Source organism: Streptomyces sp. NPDC050508 (assembly GCF_040655155.1).
Taxonomy (GTDB): domain Bacteria; phylum Actinomycetota; class Actinomycetes; order Streptomycetales; family Streptomycetaceae; genus Streptomyces.
This window is the reverse complement of the sequence record NZ_JBFAJJ010000004.1, coordinates 466,361-490,438: the sequence shown is the minus strand read 5'-3', so window position 1 is coordinate 490,438 and position 24,078 is coordinate 466,361. Positions and strand designations below refer to the sequence as shown.

Below are 24,078 nucleotides of genomic sequence, written 5' to 3'. Positions count from 1 at the left end.
TGGTATGAGGCCTCGTACGACAGACCGATAACCGCCGCACTCTTATGCCGAGGAAGGACAAAGAATCGATCGCCCCTGATCAGAACCGGTCACGAACGGGCTTCGCGGGCCGAGGAGTTCGATGCGGCCCGTCCCCGCCGTTCACCTGTTCCGCGATCGGCGGCCGGGCCGCCGCAGCCCTTTCCGAGAGTTCCGCCGTCCTCCGCCGCGGCTCCGGCACATCACAGGCAGTGTCCGCCGGAGCCCGTCGGTGGAGCGTGCGGAACCGACCTTGTCCGGGTGATGTCCGGACAGGAGTGGCGTCTCTTCTGTTTCTGATACTGGTCTTCTCGCCGTTCATGACGCCGTCCACGTTCGCGGCCGCGGCCGTGGCGCTCGCCTGGCGGGCCTGCCATCGGCTACCAGTCGGGGTTCTACATCCTGGACCCGGACCAGGATGTGCGCGGCAAAGGGCGTACAGGGCGATCACGTTGTGACGCGGATGACGTTGCCGGTCAGTTCGCAGTGCGTCACGTCGGACAGCGTGGGCACCGAGTTGGTGCCGGACTGGGTGAACCCCGTGGTCTTCATGGGACTCCCCCTGCTGGCACTCGCCCTCGCGGCGGGCACCTACGCGGGAGTACGCCGGCTCCGTGCCCTGCGCTGAGGTGTTCCGGCCCGCCCATGGTCGGGTGTCGACCGTCAGGTGTCGAAGCGGCGGCGGGCTGCCTCGATGTCGCCGAGGTACCGGTGGGTCCAGCCGCACATGGCGTCGACCGTCGCCCGCAGGCCCTGGCCCGACTCGGTGAGGGTGTAGTCGACCCGCGGTGGCACGGTGGGGTGCACGTCGCGCTCGACCAGGCCGTTGCGCTCCAGCATGCGTAGGTTCTGGGTGAGCATCTTGTGACTGATGCCCTCGATCGCGTTCCGCAGCTCACTGAAGCGCAGGGTGCCTTCGCCGAGGGCCTCGATGATCAGGAACGCCCACTTGTTGGCGACGTCGGAGAAGATCTCCCGCGCCAGGGAGTCGGCGCGCCTGAGGTCCGCGTCCTCGGGCGAGTCGCTGAACTGCTTGGTCACCATAAGGTTCCTCAGTCACGGAAAAGTGCGTTCTTCCAGGTCAGCGGCAACTCTCCTACGGTTCCCGAGTAACCACAAGTGACCGAGAACGAGGTGCGCGACATGGCCATCACTCTGATGAACCCCAGCGGACTGCCGGAGATCCCGGTGTACCGGCAGGTGTCGATCGCGACGGGGTCGAAGCTGGTCTTCGTCGCCGGGCAGGTCGCCTGGGACGCCGAGGGGAACACGGTCGGCGAGGGCGATCTCGCCGCGCAGGTCGAGCGCGGCTACCTCAACGTCGGCACCGCGCTGGCCGCGGTCGGCGCGTCCTTCGACGACGTGGCGAAGCTGACCGTCTACGTCGTCGACTGGACCCCCGACAAGATGCCGCTGTTCCTGGAGGGGGTCGCCCGGGCCTCCGCGAAACTGGGCATCACGCCGATGGCGCCGGGCACACTGATCGGGGTGGCGGCCCTGGACGTACCCGATCATCTGGTCGAGGTCGAAGCCACCGCGATCATCGACTGAGCGTCGCGGACCGGCCCTTGCCGCGGGGGCGCGGCCACGCCGAACCGCGACCCCGTCAGCGCCAGGCGGTACCGATCAGGGGGCGGTCGCCCCCGTCAACGCGCGTCAGTACCGCTCAGGGAAGTCGCCCTGTCAGCGCTCGCTCGCCAGGTCGAGTTCCGCCGGAGTCGCCGTCGGCTTCGGCTCCACCGGCTCGGGGCTCCGCCAGGGATGCGTGAGTGTTCCCCCGAAGGGCTGCCACCAACGGTCCGTCGTCAGGTCGCCGCCCGGCTCGAACGGCTCGCCCGGCCTGGGGGTGGCGACGGCCTGGCCCACGGCTGCCGCCTCGTCCGCGGTCCACTCTCCGGGCTCGGCCCACGGGTGCAGCGCCAGATTGAACGTGCCCCAGTGGATCGGCAGCAGCACCCCGTGCGGCTGCCCGCCCTGGAGGTCGAGGTGGGCGCGCATGCCCTCCTCGGGCGTCATGTGGATGTCGGGCCAGAACTCGCTGTACGCGCCGATCTGGATCATCGTGGCGTCGAACGGGCCGTGCGCCGCACCGATGTCCTTGAAGCCCTCGAAGTAGCCGGTGTCACCGCTGTGGTAGATGCGGTGCTCGTCACCGGCGACGACCCAGGAGGCCCAGAGCGTGTGCTGGGTGTTGCGCAGGCCCCGGCCGCAGAAGTGGCGGGCCGGGGTCGCGGTCAGGGTGAGGCCGCCGACCTTGGTCTCCTCGTGCCAGTCCAGCTCGCGCAGCCGGTCGGCGGAGACGCCCCAGTGCTCCAGGTGGGCGCCGACGCCGAGCGGCACGGCGAACAGGGTGTCCGTGTCGACCAGCGCCTTGATCGTGGGCATGTCCAGGTGGTCGTAGTGGTCGTGCGAGATGACGACGACGTCGACCGGGCCGAGCGCGGCCAGCGGCAGGGGCACCGGGTGCAGCCGCTTGGGTCCGGCGAACGGGAACGGGGAGCAGCGCTCGCCCCAGACCGGGTCGAAGAGCACCCGGTGGCCGTCGATCTCCGCGAGCACGCTGGAGTGCCCCATCCAGGTCAGCCGCAGCCCGGTGGCGGCGGGCCTGGCCAGGTCGGCGAGGGTGGTGGCGTGGACGGGCAGCGTGCCGTCGGGGGCGCGGCGGGCGCGCTGCTCCTTGTCGAGGTAGGACTTGCCCATCTCGCGCATCGTGCCGCCGGACGGGCGGACGTTCGTGTTGCCCCCGGGGTTCTGGAAGACCCCGTCCTTGAAGTGGGGGGATCTGCGGATGCGCGCCAGGCGCTCGCCGCTCGGGTCCGCGCCGAAGGCCGCGGGCTGCAGCGCGCGGAGCCCGGAGCTCAGGGTACGGATTCCGGTCACGATGCCTCCAGGTGGAGTCGGTCAGGCTTTCCATTATGGTCGACGCCTGTGACAACGCCGGTGCATCGGCGTCCCGAGGGCCGCTTTCCAAGGAAAGACCAAAGTTCCACGTCTCCGCGGGCCTGATTCGATCTTCCGTTGACAGGACACGACACCGCTTCCGATACTGACTCACCGTTCAGTACCTGTCCTGACGGCCGGCGTCCCCAGGAGCCCCCATGACCGCCCCCTTGATGTCGCTCACCTGGACCGACCACGTCACCGGCCGCCAGGGCTTCCTGGTCGTCGACCGGCTGGTGCGCGGTGTGTCCAGCGGCGGGCTGCGGATGCGCCCGGGCTGCACCCTCGACGAGGTGGCGGGGCTCGCCCGCGGCATGACCATGAAAGAGGCGCTGCACTACGACCCCGAGGGCCGTTACATCCCTCTGGGCGGCGCCAAGGGCGGCATCGACTGCGATCCCCAGGACCCGGTGTCGTACGGCCTCCTCGTGCGCTACCTGCGTGCCATGCGGCCGTACATCGAGAGCTTCTGGACGACGGGCGAGGATCTGGGGCTCACCCAGGACCTGGTCGACCGGGCCGCCGCGGAGGCGGGGCTCGTGTCGTCGATCCAGGCCGTGTATCCGCTCCTCGACGACGAGGCGACGGCGCGACGGCGGCTCGCGGACGCCTTCGCGGTGGAGGTGGACGGCATCGGGCTCGACGAGCTGGTCGGCGGCTGCGGGGTCGCCGAGTCGGTGCTCGCGGCGCTGGACCGGGCGGACGTGCCGTACGCGGGGACGCGGGTCGCCGTGCAGGGCCTGGGCACCATGGGCGGGGCCACGGCACGGTTCCTCACGCGCGCGGGGCTTGCGGTCGTGGCCGTCGCCGACATCAAGGGCACGATCGCGAACCCGGCCGGGCTCGACGTGGACGCACTGCTCGCGGCGCGGGACGCGTACGGCACCGTGGACCGCGCCGTGCTGCGCCCCGGCGACCGCGAACTCCCGGGCGAGGACTGGCTGTCCACCGAGGCGGAGGTACTGGTTCCGGCGGCGGTGTCGTACGCGATCGACACCACGAACCAGCAAGGGATCACCGCCCGCTGGATCGTGGAGGCGGCCAACATGCCCGTACTGCCGGAGGCGGAGGAACTGCTCTCCGCGCGCGGGGTCGTCGTGCTGCCGGACGTGGTCGTGAACTCCGGGACGAACGCCTGGTGGTGGTGGACCCTGTTCGGCGACATCGGCGCCGACGCGGACGAGGCGTTCGCCCACACCCGGCGTTCGATGCGCGCCCTGATCGACCGGATGCTGGCCCGCGCGGAGGCCGACGGCACGACACCGCGCGCCGCTGCGCACGCCATCGTCGCGGACCGGCTGCCGGTCATCGCGGAACGGTTCGGCTGGTACCGGTGACGTACGGGACAACACCCCTGTCGGCGACGGATTAGGGTGACCGCGTGGCGAGAGTGCGGTTGAGCGTGGCGGAGCGGCGTGCGGAGTTGCTGCGGGCCGCCGTCGAGCAGATCGAGGCGCGAGGTGTCGCGGCGGTCAGGATCGCCGACGTGGCCTCGGCGCTCGGGGTGAGCAACGCGCTGGTGCTCTATCACTTCTCCACCAAGGAGAAACTGGTCGCCGCCGCCTTCACCTTCGCCGCCGAGGACGACCTCGCGCATCTGCGCAGACTGCTGGGACGCCGTACGACCGCGCTGCGCCGGCTGCGGGCCGCGGTGCGCTGGTACGCGCCGACCGGACAGGCCAAGGGCTGGCGGCTGTGGATCGAGGGCTGGGCGGCAGCACTGCGCGAACCCGCCCTCCTGGACGTCACGCGCGATCTCGACCGGCAGTGGAAACAGGCAATCGCCGAGGTCGTCGCCGAGGGAGTGAGCGCGGGCGAGTTCCACTGCCCGGACCCGGCCGCCGCGGCCCTGCGCCTCACGGCCCTCCTCGACGGCCTCGCCGTACAGATGACGGCGTACGCGGGCGCGGTGTCGCGCGCGCGGGCGCTGGAGTGGGTCGACGAGGCACTCGCCCGCGAACTCGGTCTGGAGCGGGCGGCGTTGACCGCTGCCTGACACGGGCGACCTCAAACTCCGGGTCCGTACCCTTTCGCGCGACGCGCCCGTCGCTCCGTCAGGCCACCGACTCGATCCGCATCTTGATGTCGTCCGGCGACAGCGCGCCCTTGGCCTCCACGTGGTCGCCCGAGGACTCGCCGCGCAACCGGCGCCCGATCCACGGCACCAGGTACTCGCGCGCCCAGTGCACGTCGTCGCGCCGGACGTCGAGCGGGCCGCGCGGCGGGAGCGGGGGCCAGGGCTGGTCCGGGTCGGCCGGGACCTCGACGCCGAGGACCTGGCCGGCGCGGAGCGCCACGCGCGTGTGCCCCTCGGGAGAGAGGTGGAGCCGGTCGCCGTCCCAGGCCCGCCGGTCCTGGACCGTCTTCAGGGACCACAGGTCGAGCACCGGACAGCCGTATCGGTCGGCGATGGCCCGCACATGTCCGTTGTAGGTGGCGATCTTGCCGCGCAGATGCTTGAGCACGGGCACGCCGCGGGTGTCGAAGCCGGTCGTCACCATGACGGTGCCGACGGCGGCGGTGAGGTCGGCGACCGCGCGTTCGAAGCGCTCGGCGACCTCGTCGGGGTCGGTGCCCGGACGGATGATGTCGTTGCCGCCCGCGGCCAGGGAGACCAGGTCGGGCCCGATCTCCTTGGCCCGGGTGAGCTGGTCGGCCACGATCTGGTCGAGCAGTTTCCCGCGCACGGCCAGGTTGGTGTACTCGAAGTCGCCCTCGGGCCGCCGGTCCGCGAGCAGTACCGCGAACCGGTCGGCCCAGCCGACCATCGCCCCGTCGGGCCCGGGGTCGCCGACGCCCTCGGTGAAGCTGTCCCCCAGCGCCACGTACGACCCGATCACTGATCTGTTGTCACTCTTCGAATCGTTAGCCACGGCAACCATAATTCACCCTGGTGTGTGACCTACGCGATCGTATTAAGGGGTTGACGGGCGGTGAGATAAGCCACTTGCAAAGGGTTGTCCAAAGTCGGAATAACCCCCTGATCAGGGGCGTTGACCGCGAAACTGCTTCGCACCGGGCTCCGGTGTCAGCCGACGGTGACGCCGTGCGAGCGGAGGTAGGCGACCGGGTCCACGTCCGAGCCGTAGTAGGGCGTGGTCCGGATCTCGAAGTGCAGGTGCGGGCCGGTGACGTTGCCGGTCGCGCCGGAGAGGCCGATCTGCTGGCCCTCGGTCACGGTCTGGCCGGCCGAGACGGACAGCTGCGACATGTGGGCGTACTGCGAGTACTCGCCGTCCGCGTGCCGGATCACGACCTCGTTGCCGTAGGCGCCGTCGTACGCCGCCGAGACGACCGTGCCCGCGGCTATCGCCTTGATGGTGGTCCCGGTCGGGACGACGAAGTCGACGCCCGTGTGGTAGCCGCTTGACCACATGCTGCCCGCGACGCGGTATCCGGTTCCGATGGTGGCGCCGGTCACGGGGAGGGCGTAGCCGGAGGAGGTGCTGGTGGTGTCGGCGCTCTGCTCGGCCGACGTGTCCTTCGACGAGGACGAGGACGACGAAGAGGACGAGGAACCGGACGACTTGGTCGTGCTCGTCGCGGCCTTCTGGCCGAGGGCGAGCTTCAGGCCCGGGTGGATCAGCGACGGGTTGCCGCCGATAGCCTCGCGGTTGTCCTGGTAGATCTTCTTCCAGCCGCCGGTGACGTCCTGCTCCTCGGCGATCTTCGCGAGATAATCGCCCGCCTTCACCGAGTACGTGGTAACCCCTGTCGACTTCGCGGTGACCGTTTTCTCGGTCGCCGGAAGGGACTGAACGGCCTTTTCCGGAGCGGAAGTCGAAGGTGCGGCATGGGCGCCGGCGGCCCCCATGAGCGGAAGGGCGAGCGCGGCGCCGCCAGTTCCCGCTACGGCTATCGAACGGCTGAGGCGCTGGGACTTCGGACGGCGGTGCTTACCGTTCGCGGGCATGACGAATTCCTCTCCGGCGCCTGCGAGGTGAGCTGTCGGGTGCGAGCTGGAGATGCCCGGCCGCGCGCTGGTCGCGACTTAACCCCTAGCCCGTTCCGGAGACCGGAACAGGCGTCTTACCTGTGGGTCCCCCGCTCCTGCCGCATACGGGTGGGTGTGTGCGGAGTCCGGTCGGCGGCAGGATTGGGCGTCCGTCCGGATTGGTGGCGAACGTAAGCGAGGAAGACGCAAAGGGACAAGCAAGAGGTTCCACGGTTATGTGTTTCTTGTGATCCCCTGCGGGAATTCACCGTCACCCTCCGTGAATTCCCCCGGGCCGCCATCCCTCAATACCCCTGAAAAAGCACGTCAATTACGTGAACATGACGAACGACGCACGGTCACGAATATGACGCTGATCACGTACGTTCCCCTCAGGTTCCTTTATTCCAGAGCGAGTTGGAACTAAGGCTGCAATTCGGGCAGAAGGCTCAGATGCGACGCAGCCGGAGAACCGTCGCATCGAGGTCACCGCGCAGCCCGGTACGCAGCCCGTGGTGCAACAGGACCGCACCCCGGTGGACTTCGCCCGTTTCGAGGCATTCGTACGACGCCGTCGGGTCGAGCCCGCGCAGCCGGAGTGCCGGTACCGGCTCGCCGTAGTGCTGTGCCTGGAGCAGGGCGAGGACGACGGTCCCGTCGCCGCGCACGTACTGCACGGCGCTCAGTCCGCCCGTCGGCGGGCGGAGCCGGTAGAGGTCGCCGTGCTGCACGAGCGGCCGGATCTCCTTGTAGAGGGCGACCCACTCGCGGGCCTCGGCGAGTTCCGCCTCGGTCCACTCCGAGAGGTCGCCGCCCACGCCGAGCACCCCAGCCATGGCGCTCACGAACCGGAAGCGCAGGCTGCTGACCCGGCCGTTGAGCTGGTTGTTCGGGCTGTCGGTGACCCAGGCGGCCATCACGCGCGCGGGGTGGATCTGGCTGAAGCCGTGCTGGATGGCGAGCCGGTCGAGCGGGTCGGTGTTGTCCGAGGTCCACACCTGGTCCGTGCGGCTCATGATGCCGAGGTCGATCCGGCCGCCGCCGCCCGAGCAGGACTCGAAGGCCACACCGGGGTGGGCCTCCCGCAGCCGGTCCAACAGGGCGTACAGAGCGCGCACATGGTCGACCCAGAGGCGCTGCGGATAGGCCTCGCCGGGCCAGCCGGCGTCCGTGAAGCAGCGGTTGAAGTCCCACTTCACATAGTCGATCGGGGCGCTGGAGAGGAGCCCGTCGAGCTGCTCCCAGAGGTACTCCTGGACGTCCTCGCGGGCCAGGTTGAGGACGAGCTGATTGCGGAACTCCGTCCGCTTTCGCCCCTCCTGGTACTGCACCCACTCCGGGTGCGCGCGGTACAGGTCGCTGTCCGGGTTGATCATCTCGGGCTCGACCCAGATGCCGAACTGCATGCCCTGGGCGTGCACGCGGTCGGCGAGCGGCTTGAGGCCGGCGGGGAAGCGGTCCGGGTTGGGGGTCCAGTCGCCGAGCCCGGCGCGGTCGCTGGTACGGGCGCCGAACCAGCCGTCGTCCACCACGAACAGCTCGACACCGACCGCCGCCGCACGCTGCGCGAGGGTCTCCTGCTGTTCCTCGGAGATGTCGAACTGCGTGGCCTCCCAGGAGTTGTAGAGCACCGGACGGTCCTGGTCCGCGTCCGGGATGACGTACGTCCGCTGGTACGAGTGCCAGGTGCGGCTGGCGCCCCCGAAGCCGCTCTCGCTCCACAGGCCCGCGAAGACGGGCGTCGTGAAGGACTCCCCCGCTTCCAGAAGCAGCAGCCCGGAGTCGTCGTACCCGGCGCCGCCGGTGATCTGCACGCGCGCGTCCGGGAGTTGGGCCACGGCGATCCGCCAGGACCCCGACCAGCCGAGGGCACAGCCGTAGACCTCGCCACGCTCCTCGGTCGCGTCGGTGTCGAGCGCGAGCCAGGGCAGGTGCTGGTGTCCGGTGTGGCCGCGCCTGCTGCCGATGACCTTCTCACCGTAGGTGAGGGAGGAGCGCACCAGACGCGACTCGGCGGCCCAGCGCCCGTGCACATGCGACAGCTGCCAGTCCTCCCGGTCGGGCAGCGTCCAGGTCGCGGAGTCGGCGCGCAGCAGCTCCAGCGGCTCGGCCCCGTCGTTGTCGAGGGTCGTCCAGCGCTCTACGACGTCGCCGCGCATCCGGTAGTGCAGGGTGATCGCCAGTCCGGCGTCGCGGAAGCGGAGCCGCAGCTCGTCGCCCTCCGTGTCGTACCGGTCGAAGCTCCACTCCGTGCCACGCCGCTCGGCCGTGCGCACCGACAGGGCGGGCCGTACGAAGCGGGGGCCGCCCTCGACCGGGTACTCCTCGCGTCCGTCGAGCGGGGACTCGAAGGAGGCGCCGCTGGGCAGCGGACGGGCGGCGAGTTCCTCGGCGTCGGCGAGTGCGATGCGGGGGCCCCAGTGGAGATGGAGCAGCTCGTCGTTCTCGGTGAGATGGACGGCATAACTGCTTGTAGGGCCCGACAGCACCCACGTACGGCCGTTCTCGGCGATGTCTGGCATACGTCCCTCACAGATTCCAACAGGCTCGATCAATCGCCAACATCATCAAGGGCTCGGGGGCCCGGAGGCAACGCCTGTGGACAACTGATTGCCCCAGGAATCCGATGTCGTATCGTCGGAAGCGTGCCCGCTGATGAGCCGCGTCGGGGGGCGGAGTGGGAGGAGCCCCCGTGACGCAACAGGTGCCGTCGACCGAGCCGGAGCTGGCCGGAGTGCGCAACTTCCGTGACGTGGGCGGGCTTCCGACGGTGGACGGACGGCGGGTGCGGTTCGGGGTGCTGTTCCGCAGCGGCCATCTGGCGCACGCGACCGACGAGGACGCGGTGTTCCTCGCCTCCCTCGGGCTGCACACGATCTTCGACTTCCGCAACGCGGCCGACAAGAAGCTCGAAGGGCCGGACGTCGAGCTGCCCGGGGTGCGGAATGTGAATCTGCCGCTGAGCGACCCGGCGGACGGCGGTGAGTTCTGGAAGATGGTTCGTGACGGCGAGATCGACCAGCTCCGCTCGATCCTCGGGGACGGCAAGGGCGCGGACCGCATGATCAGCTCGTACCGCACGCTCGTCACACGGCGCACCGCCGAGCACTCCCAGGTGCTGCGCTCGCTCGCGGAGGACAGTGTCCCGGTACTGATGCACTGCGCCGCGGGCAAGGACCGCGCGGGCCTGTCCATAGCCGTGACGCTCCTCGCCCTCGGGGTGGAGCGCGACGCGATCCTCGCCGACTACCTGGAGTCGAACGCCAAGCACCGCCGCTACAAGGTGCGCCGCAGCAACTCCTCCACCGCGGGCTACTCCCCCGAGGTGATGGAACTGCTCAGCCCTCTCTTCGACGCCCGCGCCGAGTATCTGACGGCTGCCTTCGAGACCGCCGAGGAGACCTGGGGCAGCGTGGACGCCTATCTGGAACAGGGGCTGGGGATCACCCCGGAGATCCGGGAGCGGCTGCGCGAGCGCCTGCTCGACTGAACGGACTCGACAGGCCGCCGCGGCGGGCTACTTGGCGCCCACGGAGAACAGCAGGTAGATGAAAGCCGCGAAGACGTGGCCTACGGCGATGTAGATGATGAGCCGTACCCACAGGGCGCGCGGGAACTTGTCCTCGATGTTGTTGCCGCTCATGGCGTCTCTCCGGTGATCGGGCCCAGGCACAGGGTGGCCGTGGGGCTCTGCAGCAGGGTGTGGACGAACAGGACCTCTACGCCGGTCTCGTCGGCGGCGGCGAGCCGGTGCGGGGTGAGCGAGTCGAAGTGCGCGCTGTCGCCCGGCGCGAGGAGGTGCGCGGTGTCGCCGAGGCGCAGCCGCAGCCGTCCCTTGAGGACGTAGAGCCACTCCTCGCCGGGGTGCACGCGCACGATGTCGCCCTGGGAGCCGTGCGGGATGCGCACGCGCAGCGACTGCATCCCGCGGCCGGGGGCGCCGGCCTGCCAGTACGTCCAGCCGCCCGCACGGGTCGGTTCCATGTCGGCGGCGCGGACGACGGCGTCCCGGTCGGCGACCGTCTCACCGAGCAGATCCGAGACCGTCGTACCGTAGATGCGGGCGAGCGCGAGCAGCATCGGCAGCGAGGGCTGGCGCAGCCCGGTCTCCAGCCGGGAGAGATGGGCGGGCGAGAGTCCGGCCGAGCGGGCGGCGGCCTCCAGGGTGAGGGAGGCGCGGCGGCGCAGGGCGCGGAGCTGTGGTGCGACGGTGGCCGGCAGGTCTTCGACCGGCCCGGCCGACTGTTCCGGCTCGGTCTCGGGAGAGCTCATGCTCTCCATTCAGCCGGACCTTTGCCTCTGCGGCAAATTTCTTGCCCCAGAGGCAAAAGCCTCGGCTCTGACAGCTCAGCGGTTGGCCACCGCCTGCTTCACCAGCGTCTTGCTGAAGTCCCACATCAGACCGCCGCCACTGTGCGCGTCGTCCATCACGGCGGTGAAGGAGTCCACGAACCGGTCCACCTCACGCTCGCCGACGATCAGCGGCGGGATCAGCTTGATGACCTCCAGGTGGTCGCCGGAGACCTGGGTGAGGATCCGGTGCCGCTGGAGCAACGGTACGACCACCATCTGCGCGAAGAGCCCCTTCCGCGCGGCCTGCAACATGGTCCAACGGCTGCGCAGCTTCAGCGACTTGGGCCTGCCGAACTCGATGCCGATCATCAGGCCCCGGCCGCGGACGTCGGCGAGCAGCTCGTACTTGTCGACCAGCGCGGTGAGCCGAGACCTCAACTGGTCACCGGTGGCACGGGCGTTGGCGACGATCTGCTCGTTCTCCATGACCGACAGCACGGCGAGGCCCGCCGCCATGGCCTGCGCGTTGGACCCGAAACTCGCCGAGTGGACGAGGACACGGTCCATGGACGAGTAGACCTTCTTGAAGATCCAGTCCTTGCCGAGGGTCGCACCGACCGGCACATAACCGCCGGACAACGCCTTGGCCACGCACACCAAATCCGGCTCCACACCCTCCTCGTGCTGGTAGGCGTAGAAGTCGCCGGTCCGGCCGAGACCGGTCTGTACCTCGTCGGCGATGAGCAACGCCTTGTGCTGGTGCAGGAGTTGCTGCGCGGCGCGCAGATAACCGGGCGGGGCCTCATGCACACCCTTGCCCTGGATCGGTTCGACGACGAGGGCGGCGACGTCACCCTTCTTCAACTCCCGTGCCAGCGCGTCGAGATCACCGAGCGGCACGGCCGTGTCGGGCAGCAGCGGGGCGAAGCCGTCCCGGAAGCCGTCCTCGCCGTTGACCGAGAGCGAGCCGGTGGTCAGGCCGTGGAAGGCGTGGTCGCAGTACAGGACGCGAGGTTTCCCGGTGGCGTAGCGGGCGAACTTGAGCGCGGTCTCGACCGCCTCCGTACCGCTGTTGCCGAAGAAAACCCGGTCCAGGTGCGGGCTGTGGGTGAGGAGCTTCTCGGCGAGGAGGCCGGGCAGCGGCTGGCAGTCGAAGCGGGTGAGGTCGGCGAGCTGGGCGTCGAGGACGTCGTGCAGCGCCTTGCGGACGACGGGGTGGTGGCGGCCCAGGCCCATCACCCCGAACCCGGCGAGCATGTCCAGGTAGTCGTTGCCCTCCGCGTCCCAGAAGTAGGCGCCCTCGCCCCGCTCGTAGACCTTGTCGAAGCCGATGGTGTGCAGCATGCGCGGGAGCTGGTGGTTGAGGTACTTGGCGTGCAGCTCGTAGCGCTCGGCTCCGCGCTCGGCCAAGAGCGCGGTGAGGTCGAACTCCTTGGTCATTCGGGTTTCTCCTTGGCTGCGTGGTCGGTCGTGTCCTTGACCGCCAGGCTTGCGCTGATCCGTCCGGCGACCTCGACGGGTGTGAGGCCGATGTCGGCGAGCACCTCGCCGCGTTTGGCGTGCGCGAGGAACTGCTCCGGAATGCCGAACCGCCGTACGGGGACGTCGACTTCGGCGTCCCCCAGCGCCAGCGCCACCGCGGCGCCGACGCCGGAGGCCCGGCTGTTGTCCTCGACGACGGCGACGAGGCGGTGTTCGGCGGCGAGGCCGGGGAGCGCCGGGTCGACGGGTTTGACCCAACGGGGGTCCACGACCGTGCAGTTGATGCCTCGGGCTTCGAGGAGTTCGGCGGCCTGGAGGCAGACGGGCGCCATCACTCCTACGGCGACGAGCAGCACCTCGGGGGTCTCAGCACCTCGGTGCAGGACGTCGAGGCCGCCCACGCGGTCGATCGCGGGGATCTCCGGTCCGACCGACTCCTTCGGGAAGCGGACCAGGGTCGGCGCGTCGTCTACGGCGACCGCTTCCCGTAGCTGGGCCCGGAGTTGGTCGGCGTCACGCGGCGCGGCGATGCGAAGACCCGGCACGACCTGGAGGATGGACATGTCCCACATGCCGTTGTGTGACGCTCCGTCAACTCCGGTCACTCCGGCGCGGTCCAGGACGAACGTCACCCCGCAGCGGTGCAACGCCACGTCCATCAGGAGTTGGTCGAAGGCGCGGTTGAGGAAGGTGGCGTAGACGGCGACGACGGGATGCAGTCCGCCGGTCGCCAGTCCCGCCGCCGACACGGCCGCGTGCTGTTCGGCGATGCCGACGTCCCACACCCGGTCCGGGAACTTCGCGGCGAACTTGCCGAGGCCGACCGGATGCAGCATGGCCGCCGTGATCGCCACGACGTCCTCCCGCTCCTCTCCGATGCGCAGGATCTCGTCGCCGAACACACTGGTCCAGGAAGGGCCGTTGGAGGGCACGAGGGGTTCGCAGGTGAGCGGGTCCATCACGCCGACGGTGTGGAAGTGGTCCTCCTCGTGGGCGAGGGCGGGTTCGTAGCCGCGCCCCTTCTCCGTGAGGCAGTGGACGAGGACCGGGCCGTGGAAGCGTTTCGCGCGGCGCAGTGCGGACTCGACGGCGCCGATGTCGTGTCCGTCGATCGGGCCTACGTACTTGAGACCCAGGTCCTCGAACATGCCCTGCGGCGCGAACGCGTCCTTGAAGCCCTTCTTCGCGCCGTGCAGCGACTCGTAGAGGGTGTTGCCGACGACCGGGGTGCGCAGCAGGACGCTCTTGCCCCAGGCGAGGACCTGCTCGTAGCTGTCGGTCGTGCGCAGGGTGGCCAGGTGGTTGGCGAGCCCGCCGATGGTGGGCGAGTAGGAGCGCTCGTTGTCGTTGACGACGATGATCAGCGGCCGGTCCTTGGCGGCGGCGATGTTGTTCAGCGCCTCCCAGGCCATGCCGCCGGTGAGCGCGCCGTCGCCGATGACCGCGACGACATGGCCCTTCTCGCCCTGCACCTGGCGGGCCTTGGCGAGGCCGTCGGCCCAGCCGAGCGCGGTGGAGGCGTGGCTGTTCTCGATGACGTCGTGCTCGGACTCCTCGCGCGAGGGGTAGCCGGAGAGGCCGCCCTTGCTGCGCAGCTTCGAGAAGTCCTGACGGCCCGTCAACATCTTGTGGACGTAGCTCTGGTGGCCGGTGTCCCACAGGATGCGGTCGGTCGGGGACTCGAAGACCCGGTGGAGCGCGATGGTCAGTTCCACCACGCCCAGGTTGGGCCCGAGGTGTCCGCCGGTCCTGGCCACCGCGTGGACCAGGAACTCCCTTATTTCTTCGGACAGTTCGCCGAGTTCCGCCTCGGACAGCGACTTCAGGTCGCGTGGTTGCCGGATGTTCTCCAGGATCGTCACGTCGGGCCCCCTTCGGTCCGTGCTGGTTCAGCTCACGGTGACGGCCGGCTCCCCCGCCGCGACGCCGTCCTGCTCCATCTGTTCGGCGATCTTCATCGCCTCCTCGATGAGGGTCTCCACGATCTTCGACTCGGGCACGGTCTTGATGACCTCACCCTTGACGAAGATCTGGCCCTTGCCGTTGCCGGAGGCGACTCCCAGGTCCGCCTCCCGCGCCTCGCCTGGTCCGTTGACGACGCAGCCCATGACCGCGACGCGCAGCGGGACCTCCATGCCTTCCAGGCCCGCCGTGACCTCGTCGGCGAGCTTGTAGACGTCCACCTGGGCGCGCCCGCAGGACGGGCACGACACGATCTCCAGCCGGCGGGGCTTGAGGTTCAGCGACTCCAGGATCTGGAGGCCGACCTTGACCTCCTCCACCGGCGGGGCGGACAGCGACACCCGGATCGTGTCGCCGATGCCCTCGCTGAGCAGTGCCCCGAAGGCGACCGCCGACTTGATCGTGCCCTGGAACGCGGGCCCGGCCTCGGTGACCCCGAGGTGCAGCGGATAGTCGCTCTGCGCGGCGAGCTGCCGGTAGGCGTTGACCATCACCACGGGGTCGTTGTGCTTGACGGAGATCTTGATGTCGTGGAAGCCGTGCTCCTCGAAGAGGGACGCCTCCCAGAGGGCCGACTCGACGAGCGCCTCGGGCGTCGCCTTGCCGTACTTCTGGAGCAGACGGCGGTCCAGGGAACCGGCGTTGACCCCGATGCGGATCGGCGTGCCGTGGTCCTTCGCGGCCCGCGCGATCTCCTTGACCTTGTCGTCGAACTGCTTGATGTTGCCCGGATTGACGCGAACTGCCGCGCAGCCGGCCTCGATTGCGGCGAACACGTACTTCGGCTGGAAGTGGATGTCCGCGATCACCGGGATCTGCGACTTGCGGGCGATGGTCGCCAGCGCGTCCGCGTCGTCCTGCGTGGGGCAGGCGACGCGGACGATCTGGCAGCCGGACGCGGTGAGTTCGGCGATCTGCTGGAGGGTGGCGCCGATGTCCGACGTACGGGTCGTGGTCATCGACTGGACCGAGACGGGGGCCCCGCCCCCGACCGCCACCGATCCGACCTGGATGCGTCGCGACACACGTCGCTCGGCGATCGGCCGGACCGGCATCTCGGGGACGCCCAGGGCTACGACGGTCATGACGTCAGTCGCGGTTTCCGGCGACGGTCTCGCGCATGGCCCGCAGGGACTCCTTGAGGGAGCCCATGGTGGCGAGGACGGCGGTGGGCTCGTAGCCGCAGTGCGCCATGCAGTTGGCGCAGCGCGGGTCCTTGCCGCGGCCGTACTTGTCCCAGTCGGTGTCCTCGATCAGCTCCCGGTACGTCGGGACGTACCCGTCGCTCATCAGGTAGCAGGGGCGCTGCCAGCCGAAGAGCGAGTAGTTCGGGATCGCCCAGGCCGTGCACGGGAAGTCGACCTTGCCCTCCAGGAAGTCCAGGAAGAGCGGGGAGTGGTTGAGCCGCCACTTCCTGCGGTTGCCGCCCGCGAAGGCCTTCTTGAACAGCTCGTGGGTCTGCGTGACACCCAGGAAGTGCTCCTGGTCGGGCGCCTTCTCGTAGGCGTAGGCGGGCGAGATCATCATCTCGTCGACCTTGATCTCGTCGTTGAGGAAGTTGAGCACCTCGATGATGGTCTGCGGGGTGTCCGTGTTGAAGAAGGTCGAGTTGGTGGTGACCCGGAAGCCGCGCTTCTTGGCCTCCTTCATCGCCTCCACCGCCTCGTCGAACACTCCCTCCTTCGCGACGGACTCGTCGTGCCGCTCACGCAGCCCGTCGATGTGCACCGCGAACGCGAAGTACGGCGAGGGCGTGAACTTGTCGAGCTTCTTGCGCAGCAGCATGGCGTTGGTGCAGAGGAAGACGTACTTCTTCTTCGCCACCAACTGCCGCACGATCTCGTCGATCTGAGGGTGCATCAGGGGCTCGCCGCCCGCGATGGACACCATCGGCGCACCGGATTCGAGCACCGCCCCGACGGCCTGCGCCACCGGCATGCGCTGCTTGAGCACGCCCGCCGGGTGCTGGATCTTGCCGCAGCCCTCGCACTTCAGGTTGCACGCGAAGAGCGGTTCCAGCTCCACGATCAGGGGGAACTTGTCCCGCTTGCGAAGCTTCTGTTCGGCCAAATATGTAGCGACCTTGATGGTCTGGCGCAGCGGCATGGCCATCTGGCTCACCTCCGGGGGAGCAGCAAAGAACGGTGCCATTCGAAGAAAGCGGGAAGAACGGATCGAAGAACGCGGAAGGCTGATATTCCACCGCGCACCGTGCCGATCCGGACGAGTTCATGTTCAGGAGCGTCCACGACCACCCGTACGGCCGCAACCGGGCGCACGCCCGTACGCACGGCGCTCAGCAGCGTGGCCGCCGACTCCATGTCGACCGCGATTGCGCCGGTCGCGAGCAGATCCGACCGTTCCTGTCCGCGGACGACGTGATCGGAGCCGGCGAGGGGGCCGGTGTGGACGGTGCGTCCGGGCAGGGCCCGCACCAGTTCCTTGACGAGCAGCTCGGTGCCGACGCACGGAACGGTTCCGCGCGGGTCCCTGGTCTCCTCGGCGACCACCAGGTCGCCGGGGTGCATGCCGGGGGCGAGTCCGGCGCAGAAGCCCGTGGCCAGTACGGCGGCCTCGGACAGCGCCGGGTCGGCGAGGCGCCGGGTGACGGCCTCCTCGGCCGCCTGGGGCCCCATCCCCGTCTTGAGGAGGGTGACCGGCCCGCCGGCGCCGGAGCGGTCGCCTGCGCGCAGGGCGAGGTGCTCGATGCCGAGCGCGCAGGCGATCAGCAGCGGCGGCCCGGCGGGCTGTGTGCTCATCAGCCCCCCTTGGTCGGAGAGAACGTGGTCTGGGAGAACGGTTCTCCGTGCACGAAGCGCCCGAGCGCGGTGAGCGGAAAGACCTGCCGGTAGAGGTGGTAGTTGATGGAGAAGTCCCACGGGAACCCCGTGCCGGTGAAGTAGGGCTCGTCCCAGGACCCGTCCTCCCGCTGGGTCGTGGCGAGCCACTCGACACCACGCTCCACGGCCTTGGAGTCCCGCTCCCCGGCCGCGAGCAGGGCCATCAGTGCCCAGGCCGTCTGCGAGGCGGTGGAGGCGCCCCGGCCGCTCCATTCCTTGGCGTACTTGTAGGAGCGCAGGTCCTCGCCCCAGCCGCCGTCGTCGTTCTGCACGGTCTCCAGCCAGGTGACCGCCCGCCGGATCGCCGGGTGCGAGCCGGGGATCCCGGCCGCGGCGAGCGCCGGTACGACGGACCCTGTGCCGTAGACGTAGTTGACGCCCCAGCGGCCGAACCACGAGCCGTCCGGCTCCTGTTCGGCGAGCAGCCACTCGATGCCGCGCCGGGTGCGCGGGTCGTGGGCGAGGCCCTCGACGGCGAGCATCTCGACGACGTGCGCGGTGACGTCCGCCGACGGCGGGTCGATGACCTCGCCGAAGTCGCAGAACGGCAGTCGGTTGGGGAAGGGGCTGGTGTTGTCGACGTCGAAGGCGCCCCAACCGCCGTTCTTCGACTGCATTCCGAGGTTCCAGCGGACCGCGCGTCCGGCGGCCCGGTCCAGGCGCTCCGGGTCGTGATGTCTGACCCGGCGCAGTGCGAGCACGACCTCGGCGGTGTCGTCGATGTCGGGGTAGTTGTCGTTGTGGAACTCGAACGCCCAGCCGCCCGGCGGCAGTTGGGGCCGTTTGACCGCCCAGTCGCCAGGGCGGACGATCTCCTCCCCGAGCATCCAGTCGGCCGCCTTGACCAGTTGGGGATGGTCGGCGGGTACGCCCGCGTCGGCGAGCGCGATGGTCGCGAGGCAGGTGTCCCACACCGGGGACTGGCAGGCCTCGATCATCCGGGACCCGTCCTCGCGCCAGACGGCGAACCGGTCAAGGGACTCAAGTCCCGCACGCATCACGGGGTGTTCGAGGTCGTAGCCGAGCAGGTGCAGGGCGATCACCGAGTACACGGCCGGCGGTTGGATGCCGCCCCAGCAGCCGTCGTTCTCCTGCCGCTCGATGATCCAGCGCGCGGCCGACTTCATGGCCGCCCCGCGCAGCTTGCGCGGCGCGACCTTGCGGTAGAGGTGCAGCGCCTTGTCGAGCCGCTGGAAGGCGCCGTCCCAACTCACCACCGGGGCAAGGGGCTTGACCGGGTTCGGGTTGTCCGGGTCGGTGTGGAGTTCGTCGAGCGGGAAGGGCGCGGGCCGTACCGGCCGCTTCGCGGAGACGACCGTCAGCGGGACGATGGTCTGCCGGGCCCAGCATCCGAAGTCGTAGATGTTGAGCGGTGCCCAGGTGGGGAAGTACAGGAGTTCCGGCGGGAGTTCGGGCAGGTCGTCCCACTTCCACCAGCCGAACAGCGCGAGCCAGATCCGGGTGAAGACCCGGGCCGAGGCGATCCCGCCCCGCTCACGGACCCACGCGGACGCCTTCGCCATGTGCGGGGCGTCCGGTGTGTCACCGGCCAGGCGGAGGGCGACGTACGCCTCGATGGTGGTGGAGAGTTCGCCGGGGCCGCCGTAGAAACTGGCCCAGGCGCCGTCCTCGCGCTGCTCGCCGCGGATGAAGAGTGCGGCGGCCTGGGTCGTCGACTCCTCGCGGATGCCCAGGAACTGACGGAGCAGCAGGTCCTCGGCGTCCATGGTGACGTTCGTCTCCAGGTCGCCCTTCCACCAGCCCTGGGCGTCCTGCTGCGAGAGCAGGAAGTCGGTGGCGCGCTGTACCGCGTGTGCGGCGGCGTCGTGCACCCCGGCCGCCACGGGGGTGTTGATGTCGGTTTCGCTGGCCGCGGCAACACGGGGAGGCATGGCCCCGGTGCTTCCGTCGGTCGTCGCTGTCATGGCTTCCCCTTCGTGCAGTGGCATGTCTCTGCTGTGGGTCCGCCGTCGGCCGGTACTCGTTCGTTCGCAGCACCGGCCGGCGACTACGCGAGGGCTATTCGACCGATAGTGATCATCTCTTTCGTACGACGACGAAGTCGGCGAGCGCCGTGAACTGCGCCCGAACCCGGTCGGGCATGTCGATGGCGTCGAGGGCCTCGATGGCGATGGTGTGCTGACGGCGTGCCTCTTCGGCGGTCCACTCGCGGCCGCCGGCCTCCTCGATGAGCGCGGCGCGGGCCGCGAACTCCTCCTCGGAGAAGTTCTCGAAGTCGCTGCTCTTGGCGTCGGCGGCGAGGATCTCGCCGAGCCGGTCCGAGGCGGGTCCGCCCGCCGCGAGCGCCGCCACCACGGGCAGGGACTTCTTGCGCTGGCGCAGATCGCTCCAGGCCTGCTTGCCGGTGGCCTCCGGGTCGCCCCAGATGCCGAGGAGGTCGTCGACGGCCTGGAAGGCCAGGCCGAGGTGGTGGCCGTACTTCTCCAGGACGTCGGCGGTGCGGTCGTCCGCACCGCCGAGCACGGCCCCGATGGAGGAGGCGCAGGCGAGCAGGGCACCGGTCTTGTTGCCCTCCATCTCCAGGCACTCCTCGACGCTGACGCGGTCGCGGTGCTCGTAGGAGATGTCCTGCGCCTGTCCGTCGATGAGGGCGCGGGTCGCGGTGGTGAGGCGGCGGGTGGCGCGGCCGGCCTCGACGGTGCCGAGCTCCAGCAGGACCTCGTTGGCGAGCGCGAACAGGGCGTCGCCGACAAGGATGGCCTGCGCGGGGCCGTGCACCTTCCAGACGGTGTCGCGGTGCCGGCGCTGTTCGTCGCCGTCCATCAGGTCGTCGTGCAGCAGCGAGAAGTTGTGGACCAGTTCGACGGCCACGGCGCCGGGGATGCCGGTCTCGGGGGAGGCGCCGGTGACCTCCGCGGAGAGCACGGCGAGCGCGGGGCGTACGGCCTTGCCGCCGTCGCCGGCCGCCGGGTTGCCCTCGGCGTCGATCCAGCCGAAGTGGTAGGCGGAAACGGTGTCCATGGGGGGAGCCAGGCGGTCCACGGCCGCCCGCAGTACCGGTGTGGCAAGGGTCCGGCCGCGCTCCAGGAGCGCGGACACGTCCACCGCGTCGGCAGCCGTCTCGGCCGGGGGCACAGTGGGCACAGTCTCTCCTCTTGTTGCGGTACCGGGGGTGCGGGGGTCGCCTGCCGCCTGCTGATCGAGCATCACGCCGCCTCCTCGACTTCGAAGAGGTGACGGGGGCGGGGCCGGCCCAGGGCAGCGAGTGCGGCGTCCGCCGCGCTCACCCCACTGCGGACCGCACTCTCCATGGTCGCGGGCCACCCTGTGGCGGTCCACGCTCCGGCCAGGTACAGGCCGGGGGCCTTGGTGCGGGCGCCGGGCCGCAGCCGTCCGACGCCGGGGGCGGGAGCGAACGTCGCGGTGCGCTCCCTGGTCACGAAGAAGTCCTTCACCTCGGCGCCGCGCGCACCGGGCAGCAGCCGCTCCAGCTCGGGGAGGTAGCGCTCCCGCAGCGCGGCCACGGGCTCGTCGATCTCGTCGTGCACGGCGGACTGGGACAGCGCCAGGTACTGGCCGTCCTTCAGCCCGGACGCGTCGGTCCGGTCGAACACCCACTGCACGGGCGTGCCGAGAGCCGCGAAGAACGGCCGGGCGAGCACCTTGCGGTCGTAGACGACATGGATGTTGAGGATCGGCGCGGTGTCGATCGCGAGCAGCCGCCCGGGGTCGTCGAGGGCGCCGTCGGGCAACAGTTCGTGGGCCTCGCGCTGCGGTACGGCGAGCACGACGGCGTCGGCGACGAGATTCTCGCCGGGAACCTGAACGGTCCAGCGCCCGTTCTCGTCTGTAGAGACGGAGGTGACGCGTGTACGGACTTCGGTGCGCACGCCCGCGGAGTCGAGCGCCTTGCGGGCGAGCCGGTCGTGCAGTTCGCCCAGCGGGACGTGAGCCCAGCCGATGTCGGCCGCGCCCGGGTCGGAGAGCAGACCGGTCTTGAACACCATCGCGGCCAGCGCCAGCGAGGAATCGCCCGCTACCGCGTTGAGGGTGGCGACCCCCACCAGGTCCCACAGTGCCTCGACGGCACGCGCCGACTGACCGTGCGCGGTCAGCCAACTGCCGAAGTTCTGCGCGTCCAGGGCCGGATCGGCGAGGTCGAGCCCTTTGAGGGCGAGTGCGGCACGGCCCACTTTGGCGCGCTCGGCGAACGAGAGATGCGGGTACGTCGCGAGGCTGCGCCCCAGATGCAGGGGCACGGGCAGCGCGTCGCGCCGCAGTCTGCCGAGCCGTCGCCCCTCGGGGCGGTTCGCGTCGAGTACGGGCACGTCGAGACGATCCTGCAGCGGAGCCAGCGCCGCGCCCTCGATGCGGTCGAGGAACCAGCGGTAGGCGGTGCAGCAGCGCAGATACACGTGCTGTCCGTTGTCCACGGTGAGTTCGCCGCGCTGGAAGGAGAAGGCGAGCCCGCCCAGGCGCGGTCGGCCTTCGAGGAGGGTGACGCGGACTCCGGCGTCGGCGAGCGCGAGTGCGGTGGTGATGCCGGCGAGCCCGCCGCCGACCACGACGGCATGCCGTACGGTCCGTCCCGCCGGTGGATCGGCGGGCAGCCCGTCGGGCTGCGTCCCGTCGCTCATCGTGCACTCCCCCCTGCGTACCCGCCGTGGCAGGTCGTTGCAGTCAGGGACGCCACTTCACACCGGAGGGTTGCGTGCCGCATTCCTCCGGTGACATCACCTTGGCCCACTTTGTCCATCAGGTGCGCCTCCTGAGGGTCCTTCGCGTGACGTGCCGGGTGTCCAGACCGGACAGGCCGCGCACGGCGACGTAGGCCTTCTCGCGGCCGGGCAGCGAGACCCGGCCGCGCAGTACGGCCTCCGGCTCGCGCTCGATGCGGTCCAGGAGGCGGCGGTAGATGCCGGCCATGGCGGCGACACAGGCGCCGCTGCGGCGGTCGAGCATGGGGAGCAGCCGGTAGCCCTCGGCGAAAAGGGTGCGGGCCCGTCGCACCTCGAAGTGCACGAGACCCGCGAAGTCGGAGCCCTCCGGTGGGGTCGGCCCGTTGAACCCGGCCGAGCACCCGAATTTCGCGAGGTCGTCGGCGGGCAGATAGGTACGGCCGCCCTCGGCGTCCTCGCGGACGTCTCTCAGGATGTTGGTGAGCTGGAGGGCCAGTCCAAGCGTGTCGGCGTACTCCGAGGCGCGCTCGGCGCCGCGCGCCCCCGCCTCGGTGCCGAACACACCGAGCGAGAGCCGCCCGATCGCCCCCGCGACACACCGGCAGTAGACCTTCAGGTCGTCCCAGGTCTCGTAGGTCTCGCCCTGTACGTCCATCAGGACGCCGTCGATCAGCTCATCCAGGCCGTCGAGCGGGATCGGGAAGGCATCGGAGGCGTGGGCGAGAGCGACCGCCACCGGGTCGGTGTCGTCCTCCTCGACCTTGCCTTCGCGAACCCGGGTGAGCAGCGCTCGGGTGTCCTCCAGGCGCGCCGACTTCACGTCGGTCGCCAGCGTGCCGTCGCCGATGTCGTCGACACGCCGGGAGAACGCGTACAGCGCCGACATCGCGCGGCGCTTGGGCGTCGGCAGCAGTCTGATGCCGTACGCGAAGTTACGTGCCTGCTGTCCGGTGACGGCCTCGCAGTAGCTGTAGGCGGCGAGTACCGGTGCGGACATGTGCGGTGCAGACTCCACGCTGCGGATCACCCCTCTCCTCGCAGAGTCACGCCCACCTCGCGCAGCAACTGGATCTTGCCGGGCTTGGGCGGGCCGGGAAGTACGTCGTATTCGGCGGCGACGATCGCTCGGATCGCCGCCCTTCCCCCCGCCACGAACCCCGCGAGCAGCAGCTTCAACCTGCCGTGGACGCTACCCACCAGGGGGGCGCCTTCATTCAGGAGATCGCGGGCGCGTTCTGCTTCGTATGCAACCAGTGCGCGCACCGATGCGCCCGCGGAGGGCGTGGCGAGATCCGCTTCCTGGACGTGAAAGCGCTTCATGTCCTGGGCGGGCAGGTAGATGCGGTCGCGGCCGAGGTCCTCGGCGACGTCCTGCAGGTGTTCGACGATCTGAAGTGCGGTACAGATCGCGTCGGAGTGCCGGACCCGCTCGGGGGTCTCGGTGCCGGTGACGCCTAGAACGAGGCGGCCGACGGGGTTGGCGGACAGTTCGCAGTAGGCGAGGAGATCGTCGTAGGTCTCGTAGCGCGTGACGAGCTGGTCCTGGCGGTTCGCCGCGATCAGGCCGAGGAAGGGCTCCGGGGTAAGCGCGCACCGGCGGACGGTCGGCTGGAGGCGGCGCAGCAGGGGGTGGCCCGGGGTGCCGTCGAAGACGCGGTGCAGATCGGCCTCGAAGGCGTCGAGGAGGAGCAGACGGTCCTCGGCCTCCGCGGGCGACACACCGAGCAGCCTGGCGTCGGCGCCGCCGGGGGCCAGGTCACCGTCGCCGATGTCGTCTACGAGGCGGGCGAATCCGTACACCGCCATGAGGTCGGTGCGCCAGGCCTTGGGCAGGAAGAAAGGCGCCACGGGGAAGTTCTCACCCGCGGCCTTGTCGAGTGTGCCGCGCTCCGGATCACCGGTGGCGGCGGTGCCGGTTCCCGTCACCGTTCACTGCCAGGGGCGGGGACGGCACATGCTTCGGTGAGCT

23 protein-coding genes and 1 riboswitch are annotated in these 24,078 nt (G+C 70.0%); of the genes, 5 read left to right on the top strand and 18 right to left on the bottom strand.

Annotated elements, in window-relative coordinates; translation table 11 throughout:
- The first annotated feature begins 481 nt into the window (after positions 1-481).
- The gene (locus tag AB0I69_RS14595) at positions 482-646 is read left to right on the top strand and encodes a hypothetical protein (RefSeq protein WP_363095967.1); all 165 of its coding nucleotides are present in this window, start codon (positions 482-484) and stop codon (positions 644-646) included.
- Positions 647-681: 35 nt separating this feature from the next.
- Here AB0I69_RS14595 and AB0I69_RS14590 read toward each other — a convergent pair whose 3' ends face one another.
- Positions 682-1,062 carry a helix-turn-helix domain-containing protein gene (locus AB0I69_RS14590; protein WP_363095966.1) on the bottom strand — a complete coding sequence of 127 codons (381 nt, stop codon included), beginning with the start codon at positions 1,060-1,062 and terminating at the stop codon, positions 682-684.
- Positions 1,063-1,161: 99 nt separating this feature from the next.
- Here AB0I69_RS14590 and AB0I69_RS14585 point away from each other — a divergent pair, with 99 nt between their 5' ends.
- A complete protein-coding gene (locus tag AB0I69_RS14585) occupies positions 1,162-1,569 on the top strand; it encodes a RidA family protein (protein WP_363095965.1) in 408 nt (135 codons plus the stop codon).
- Positions 1,570-1,701: 132 nt separating this feature from the next.
- On the opposite strand, the gene AB0I69_RS14580 is transcribed toward AB0I69_RS14585, so the two are convergent.
- Positions 1,702-2,898 (bottom strand): MBL fold metallo-hydrolase, encoded by a 1,197-nt coding sequence (locus tag AB0I69_RS14580; protein ID WP_363095964.1) that lies wholly within the window; start codon positions 2,896-2,898, stop codon positions 1,702-1,704.
- Between the two features lie 218 nt (positions 2,899-3,116).
- Between AB0I69_RS14580 and AB0I69_RS14575 the strand changes: the two genes are divergently transcribed.
- Together AB0I69_RS14575 and AB0I69_RS14570 are read left to right on the top strand one after the other, a co-directional pair.
- Entirely contained in the window at positions 3,117-4,295 is a 1,179-nt protein-coding gene (locus AB0I69_RS14575) for a Glu/Leu/Phe/Val dehydrogenase dimerization domain-containing protein (RefSeq protein WP_363095963.1), read from the top strand.
- Positions 4,296-4,339: 44 nt separating this feature from the next.
- Complete coding sequence (locus AB0I69_RS14570; protein ID WP_363095962.1) at positions 4,340-4,954, top strand: TetR/AcrR family transcriptional regulator; 615 nt, start codon at positions 4,340-4,342, stop codon at positions 4,952-4,954.
- A gap of 58 nt (positions 4,955-5,012) precedes the next feature.
- Here the strand turns inward: AB0I69_RS14570 and AB0I69_RS14565 are convergent, their stop codons facing one another.
- The 3 genes from AB0I69_RS14565 to AB0I69_RS14555 all read right to left on the bottom strand — a co-directional run bounded on the left by AB0I69_RS14565 (position 5,013) and on the right by AB0I69_RS14555 (position 9,414).
- Entirely contained in the window at positions 5,013-5,798 is a 786-nt protein-coding gene (locus AB0I69_RS14565) for an SGNH/GDSL hydrolase family protein (RefSeq protein ID WP_363096147.1), read from the bottom strand.
- 188 nt (positions 5,799-5,986) lie between these two features.
- On the bottom strand, positions 5,987-6,871 hold the full coding sequence (locus AB0I69_RS14560; RefSeq protein ID WP_363095961.1) for a peptidoglycan DD-metalloendopeptidase family protein: 885 nt from the start codon (positions 6,869-6,871) through the stop codon (positions 5,987-5,989).
- Positions 6,872-6,875: 4 nt separating this feature from the next.
- Positions 6,876-7,038: riboswitch (cyclic di-AMP (ydaO/yuaA leader) on the bottom strand.
- Between the two features lie 303 nt (positions 7,039-7,341).
- Positions 7,342-9,414: an alpha-galactosidase gene (locus tag AB0I69_RS14555; protein ID WP_363095960.1), complete on the bottom strand. Its 2,073-nt coding sequence runs from the start codon at positions 9,412-9,414 to the stop codon at positions 7,342-7,344.
- 170 nt (positions 9,415-9,584) lie between these two features.
- Between AB0I69_RS14555 and AB0I69_RS14550 the strand changes: the two genes are divergently transcribed.
- Positions 9,585-10,382 (top strand): tyrosine-protein phosphatase, encoded by a 798-nt coding sequence (locus tag AB0I69_RS14550; RefSeq protein ID WP_363095959.1) that lies wholly within the window; start codon positions 9,585-9,587, stop codon positions 10,380-10,382.
- Between the two features lie 27 nt (positions 10,383-10,409).
- Here AB0I69_RS14550 and AB0I69_RS14545 read toward each other — a convergent pair whose 3' ends face one another.
- From AB0I69_RS14545 to hpnC, 13 genes are all read right to left on the bottom strand, one after another.
- Positions 10,410-10,535, bottom strand: a complete 126-nt coding sequence (locus AB0I69_RS14545; RefSeq protein WP_019058824.1) for a DUF6126 family protein — start codon at positions 10,533-10,535, stop codon at positions 10,410-10,412.
- Positions 10,532-11,164, bottom strand: coding sequence for an XRE family transcriptional regulator (locus tag AB0I69_RS14540; protein ID WP_363095958.1), 633 nt, complete (start codon positions 11,162-11,164; stop codon positions 10,532-10,534). Before AB0I69_RS14540 ends, AB0I69_RS14545 begins: the two co-directional genes overlap by 4 nt.
- Positions 11,165-11,239: 75 nt before the next feature.
- Positions 11,240-12,625, bottom strand: coding sequence for an aspartate aminotransferase family protein (locus AB0I69_RS14535; RefSeq protein ID WP_363095957.1), 1,386 nt, complete (start codon positions 12,623-12,625; stop codon positions 11,240-11,242).
- The gene (gene dxs, locus AB0I69_RS14530; protein WP_363095956.1) at positions 12,622-14,529 is read right to left on the bottom strand and encodes a 1-deoxy-D-xylulose-5-phosphate synthase; all 1,908 of its coding nucleotides are present in this window, start codon (positions 14,527-14,529) and stop codon (positions 12,622-12,624) included. The genes AB0I69_RS14535 and dxs overlap by 4 nt, the downstream gene beginning before the upstream one ends.
- 27 nt (positions 14,530-14,556) lie before the next feature.
- Complete coding sequence (ispG, locus tag AB0I69_RS14525; RefSeq protein ID WP_363095955.1) at positions 14,557-15,714, bottom strand: flavodoxin-dependent (E)-4-hydroxy-3-methylbut-2-enyl-diphosphate synthase; 1,158 nt, start codon at positions 15,712-15,714, stop codon at positions 14,557-14,559.
- A gap of 4 nt (positions 15,715-15,718) precedes the next feature.
- A complete protein-coding gene (gene hpnH / locus AB0I69_RS14520) occupies positions 15,719-16,741 on the bottom strand; it encodes an adenosyl-hopene transferase HpnH (RefSeq protein ID WP_363095954.1) in 1,023 nt (340 codons plus the stop codon).
- A gap of 5 nt (positions 16,742-16,746) precedes the next feature.
- Positions 16,747-17,388 carry a 1-hydroxy-2-methyl-2-butenyl 4-diphosphate reductase gene (locus AB0I69_RS14515; RefSeq protein ID WP_363095953.1) on the bottom strand — a complete coding sequence of 214 codons (642 nt, stop codon included), beginning with the start codon at positions 17,386-17,388 and terminating at the stop codon, positions 16,747-16,749.
- Positions 17,388-19,394 carry a squalene--hopene cyclase gene (gene shc / locus AB0I69_RS14510; protein ID WP_363095952.1) on the bottom strand — a complete coding sequence of 669 codons (2,007 nt, stop codon included), beginning with the start codon at positions 19,392-19,394 and terminating at the stop codon, positions 17,388-17,390. The genes AB0I69_RS14515 and shc overlap by 1 nt, the downstream gene beginning before the upstream one ends.
- 112 nt (positions 19,395-19,506) lie before the next feature.
- Entirely contained in the window at positions 19,507-20,637 is a 1,131-nt protein-coding gene (locus AB0I69_RS14505; RefSeq protein WP_363095951.1) for a polyprenyl synthetase family protein, read from the bottom strand.
- Entirely contained in the window at positions 20,637-22,067 is a 1,431-nt protein-coding gene (hpnE, locus tag AB0I69_RS14500; RefSeq protein ID WP_363095950.1) for a hydroxysqualene dehydroxylase HpnE, read from the bottom strand. The genes AB0I69_RS14505 and hpnE overlap by 1 nt, the downstream gene beginning before the upstream one ends.
- Positions 22,064-22,186, bottom strand: a complete 123-nt coding sequence (locus AB0I69_RS14495) for a DUF6380 family protein (RefSeq protein WP_363095949.1) — start codon at positions 22,184-22,186, stop codon at positions 22,064-22,066. The genes hpnE and AB0I69_RS14495 overlap by 4 nt, the downstream gene beginning before the upstream one ends.
- Positions 22,186-23,136: a presqualene diphosphate synthase HpnD gene (hpnD, locus tag AB0I69_RS14490; protein WP_363095948.1), complete on the bottom strand. Its 951-nt coding sequence runs from the start codon at positions 23,134-23,136 to the stop codon at positions 22,186-22,188. The genes AB0I69_RS14495 and hpnD overlap by 1 nt, the downstream gene beginning before the upstream one ends.
- Complete coding sequence (hpnC, locus tag AB0I69_RS14485; RefSeq protein WP_363095947.1) at positions 23,133-24,035, bottom strand: squalene synthase HpnC; 903 nt, start codon at positions 24,033-24,035, stop codon at positions 23,133-23,135. Before hpnC ends, hpnD begins: the two co-directional genes overlap by 4 nt.
- Positions 24,036-24,078 lie beyond the last annotated feature (43 nt).

Coding starts and splice junctions, on each gene's coding strand:
- AB0I69_RS14595 (WP_363095967.1), top strand. CDS start 482: ATGACGTTGCCGGTCAGTTCGCAGTGCGTCACGTCGGACAGCGTGGGC.
- AB0I69_RS14590 (WP_363095966.1), bottom strand. CDS start 1,062: ATGGTGACCAAGCAGTTCAGCGACTCGCCCGAGGACGCGGACCTCAGG.
- AB0I69_RS14585 (WP_363095965.1), top strand. CDS start 1,162: ATGGCCATCACTCTGATGAACCCCAGCGGACTGCCGGAGATCCCGGTG.
- AB0I69_RS14575 (WP_363095963.1), top strand. CDS start 3,117: ATGACCGCCCCCTTGATGTCGCTCACCTGGACCGACCACGTCACCGGC.
- AB0I69_RS14560 (WP_363095961.1), bottom strand. CDS start 6,871: ATGCCCGCGAACGGTAAGCACCGCCGTCCGAAGTCCCAGCGCCTCAGC.
- AB0I69_RS14555 (WP_363095960.1), bottom strand. CDS start 9,414: ATGCCAGACATCGCCGAGAACGGCCGTACGTGGGTGCTGTCGGGCCCT.
- AB0I69_RS14545 (WP_019058824.1), bottom strand. CDS start 10,535: ATGAGCGGCAACAACATCGAGGACAAGTTCCCGCGCGCCCTGTGGGTA.
- AB0I69_RS14540 (WP_363095958.1), bottom strand. CDS start 11,164: ATGAGCTCTCCCGAGACCGAGCCGGAACAGTCGGCCGGGCCGGTCGAA.
- AB0I69_RS14535 (WP_363095957.1), bottom strand. CDS start 12,625: ATGACCAAGGAGTTCGACCTCACCGCGCTCTTGGCCGAGCGCGGAGCC.
- ispG (WP_363095955.1), bottom strand. CDS start 15,714: ATGACCGTCGTAGCCCTGGGCGTCCCCGAGATGCCGGTCCGGCCGATC.
- hpnH (WP_363095954.1), bottom strand. CDS start 16,741: ATGGCCATGCCGCTGCGCCAGACCATCAAGGTCGCTACATATTTGGCC.
- AB0I69_RS14515 (WP_363095953.1), bottom strand. CDS start 17,388: ATGAGCACACAGCCCGCCGGGCCGCCGCTGCTGATCGCCTGCGCGCTC.
- shc (WP_363095952.1), bottom strand. CDS start 19,394: ATGACAGCGACGACCGACGGAAGCACCGGGGCCATGCCTCCCCGTGTT.
- AB0I69_RS14505 (WP_363095951.1), bottom strand. CDS start 20,637: ATGCTCGATCAGCAGGCGGCAGGCGACCCCCGCACCCCCGGTACCGCA.
- hpnE (WP_363095950.1), bottom strand. CDS start 22,067: ATGAGCGACGGGACGCAGCCCGACGGGCTGCCCGCCGATCCACCGGCG.
- AB0I69_RS14495 (WP_363095949.1), bottom strand. CDS start 22,186: ATGGACAAAGTGGGCCAAGGTGATGTCACCGGAGGAATGCGGCACGCA.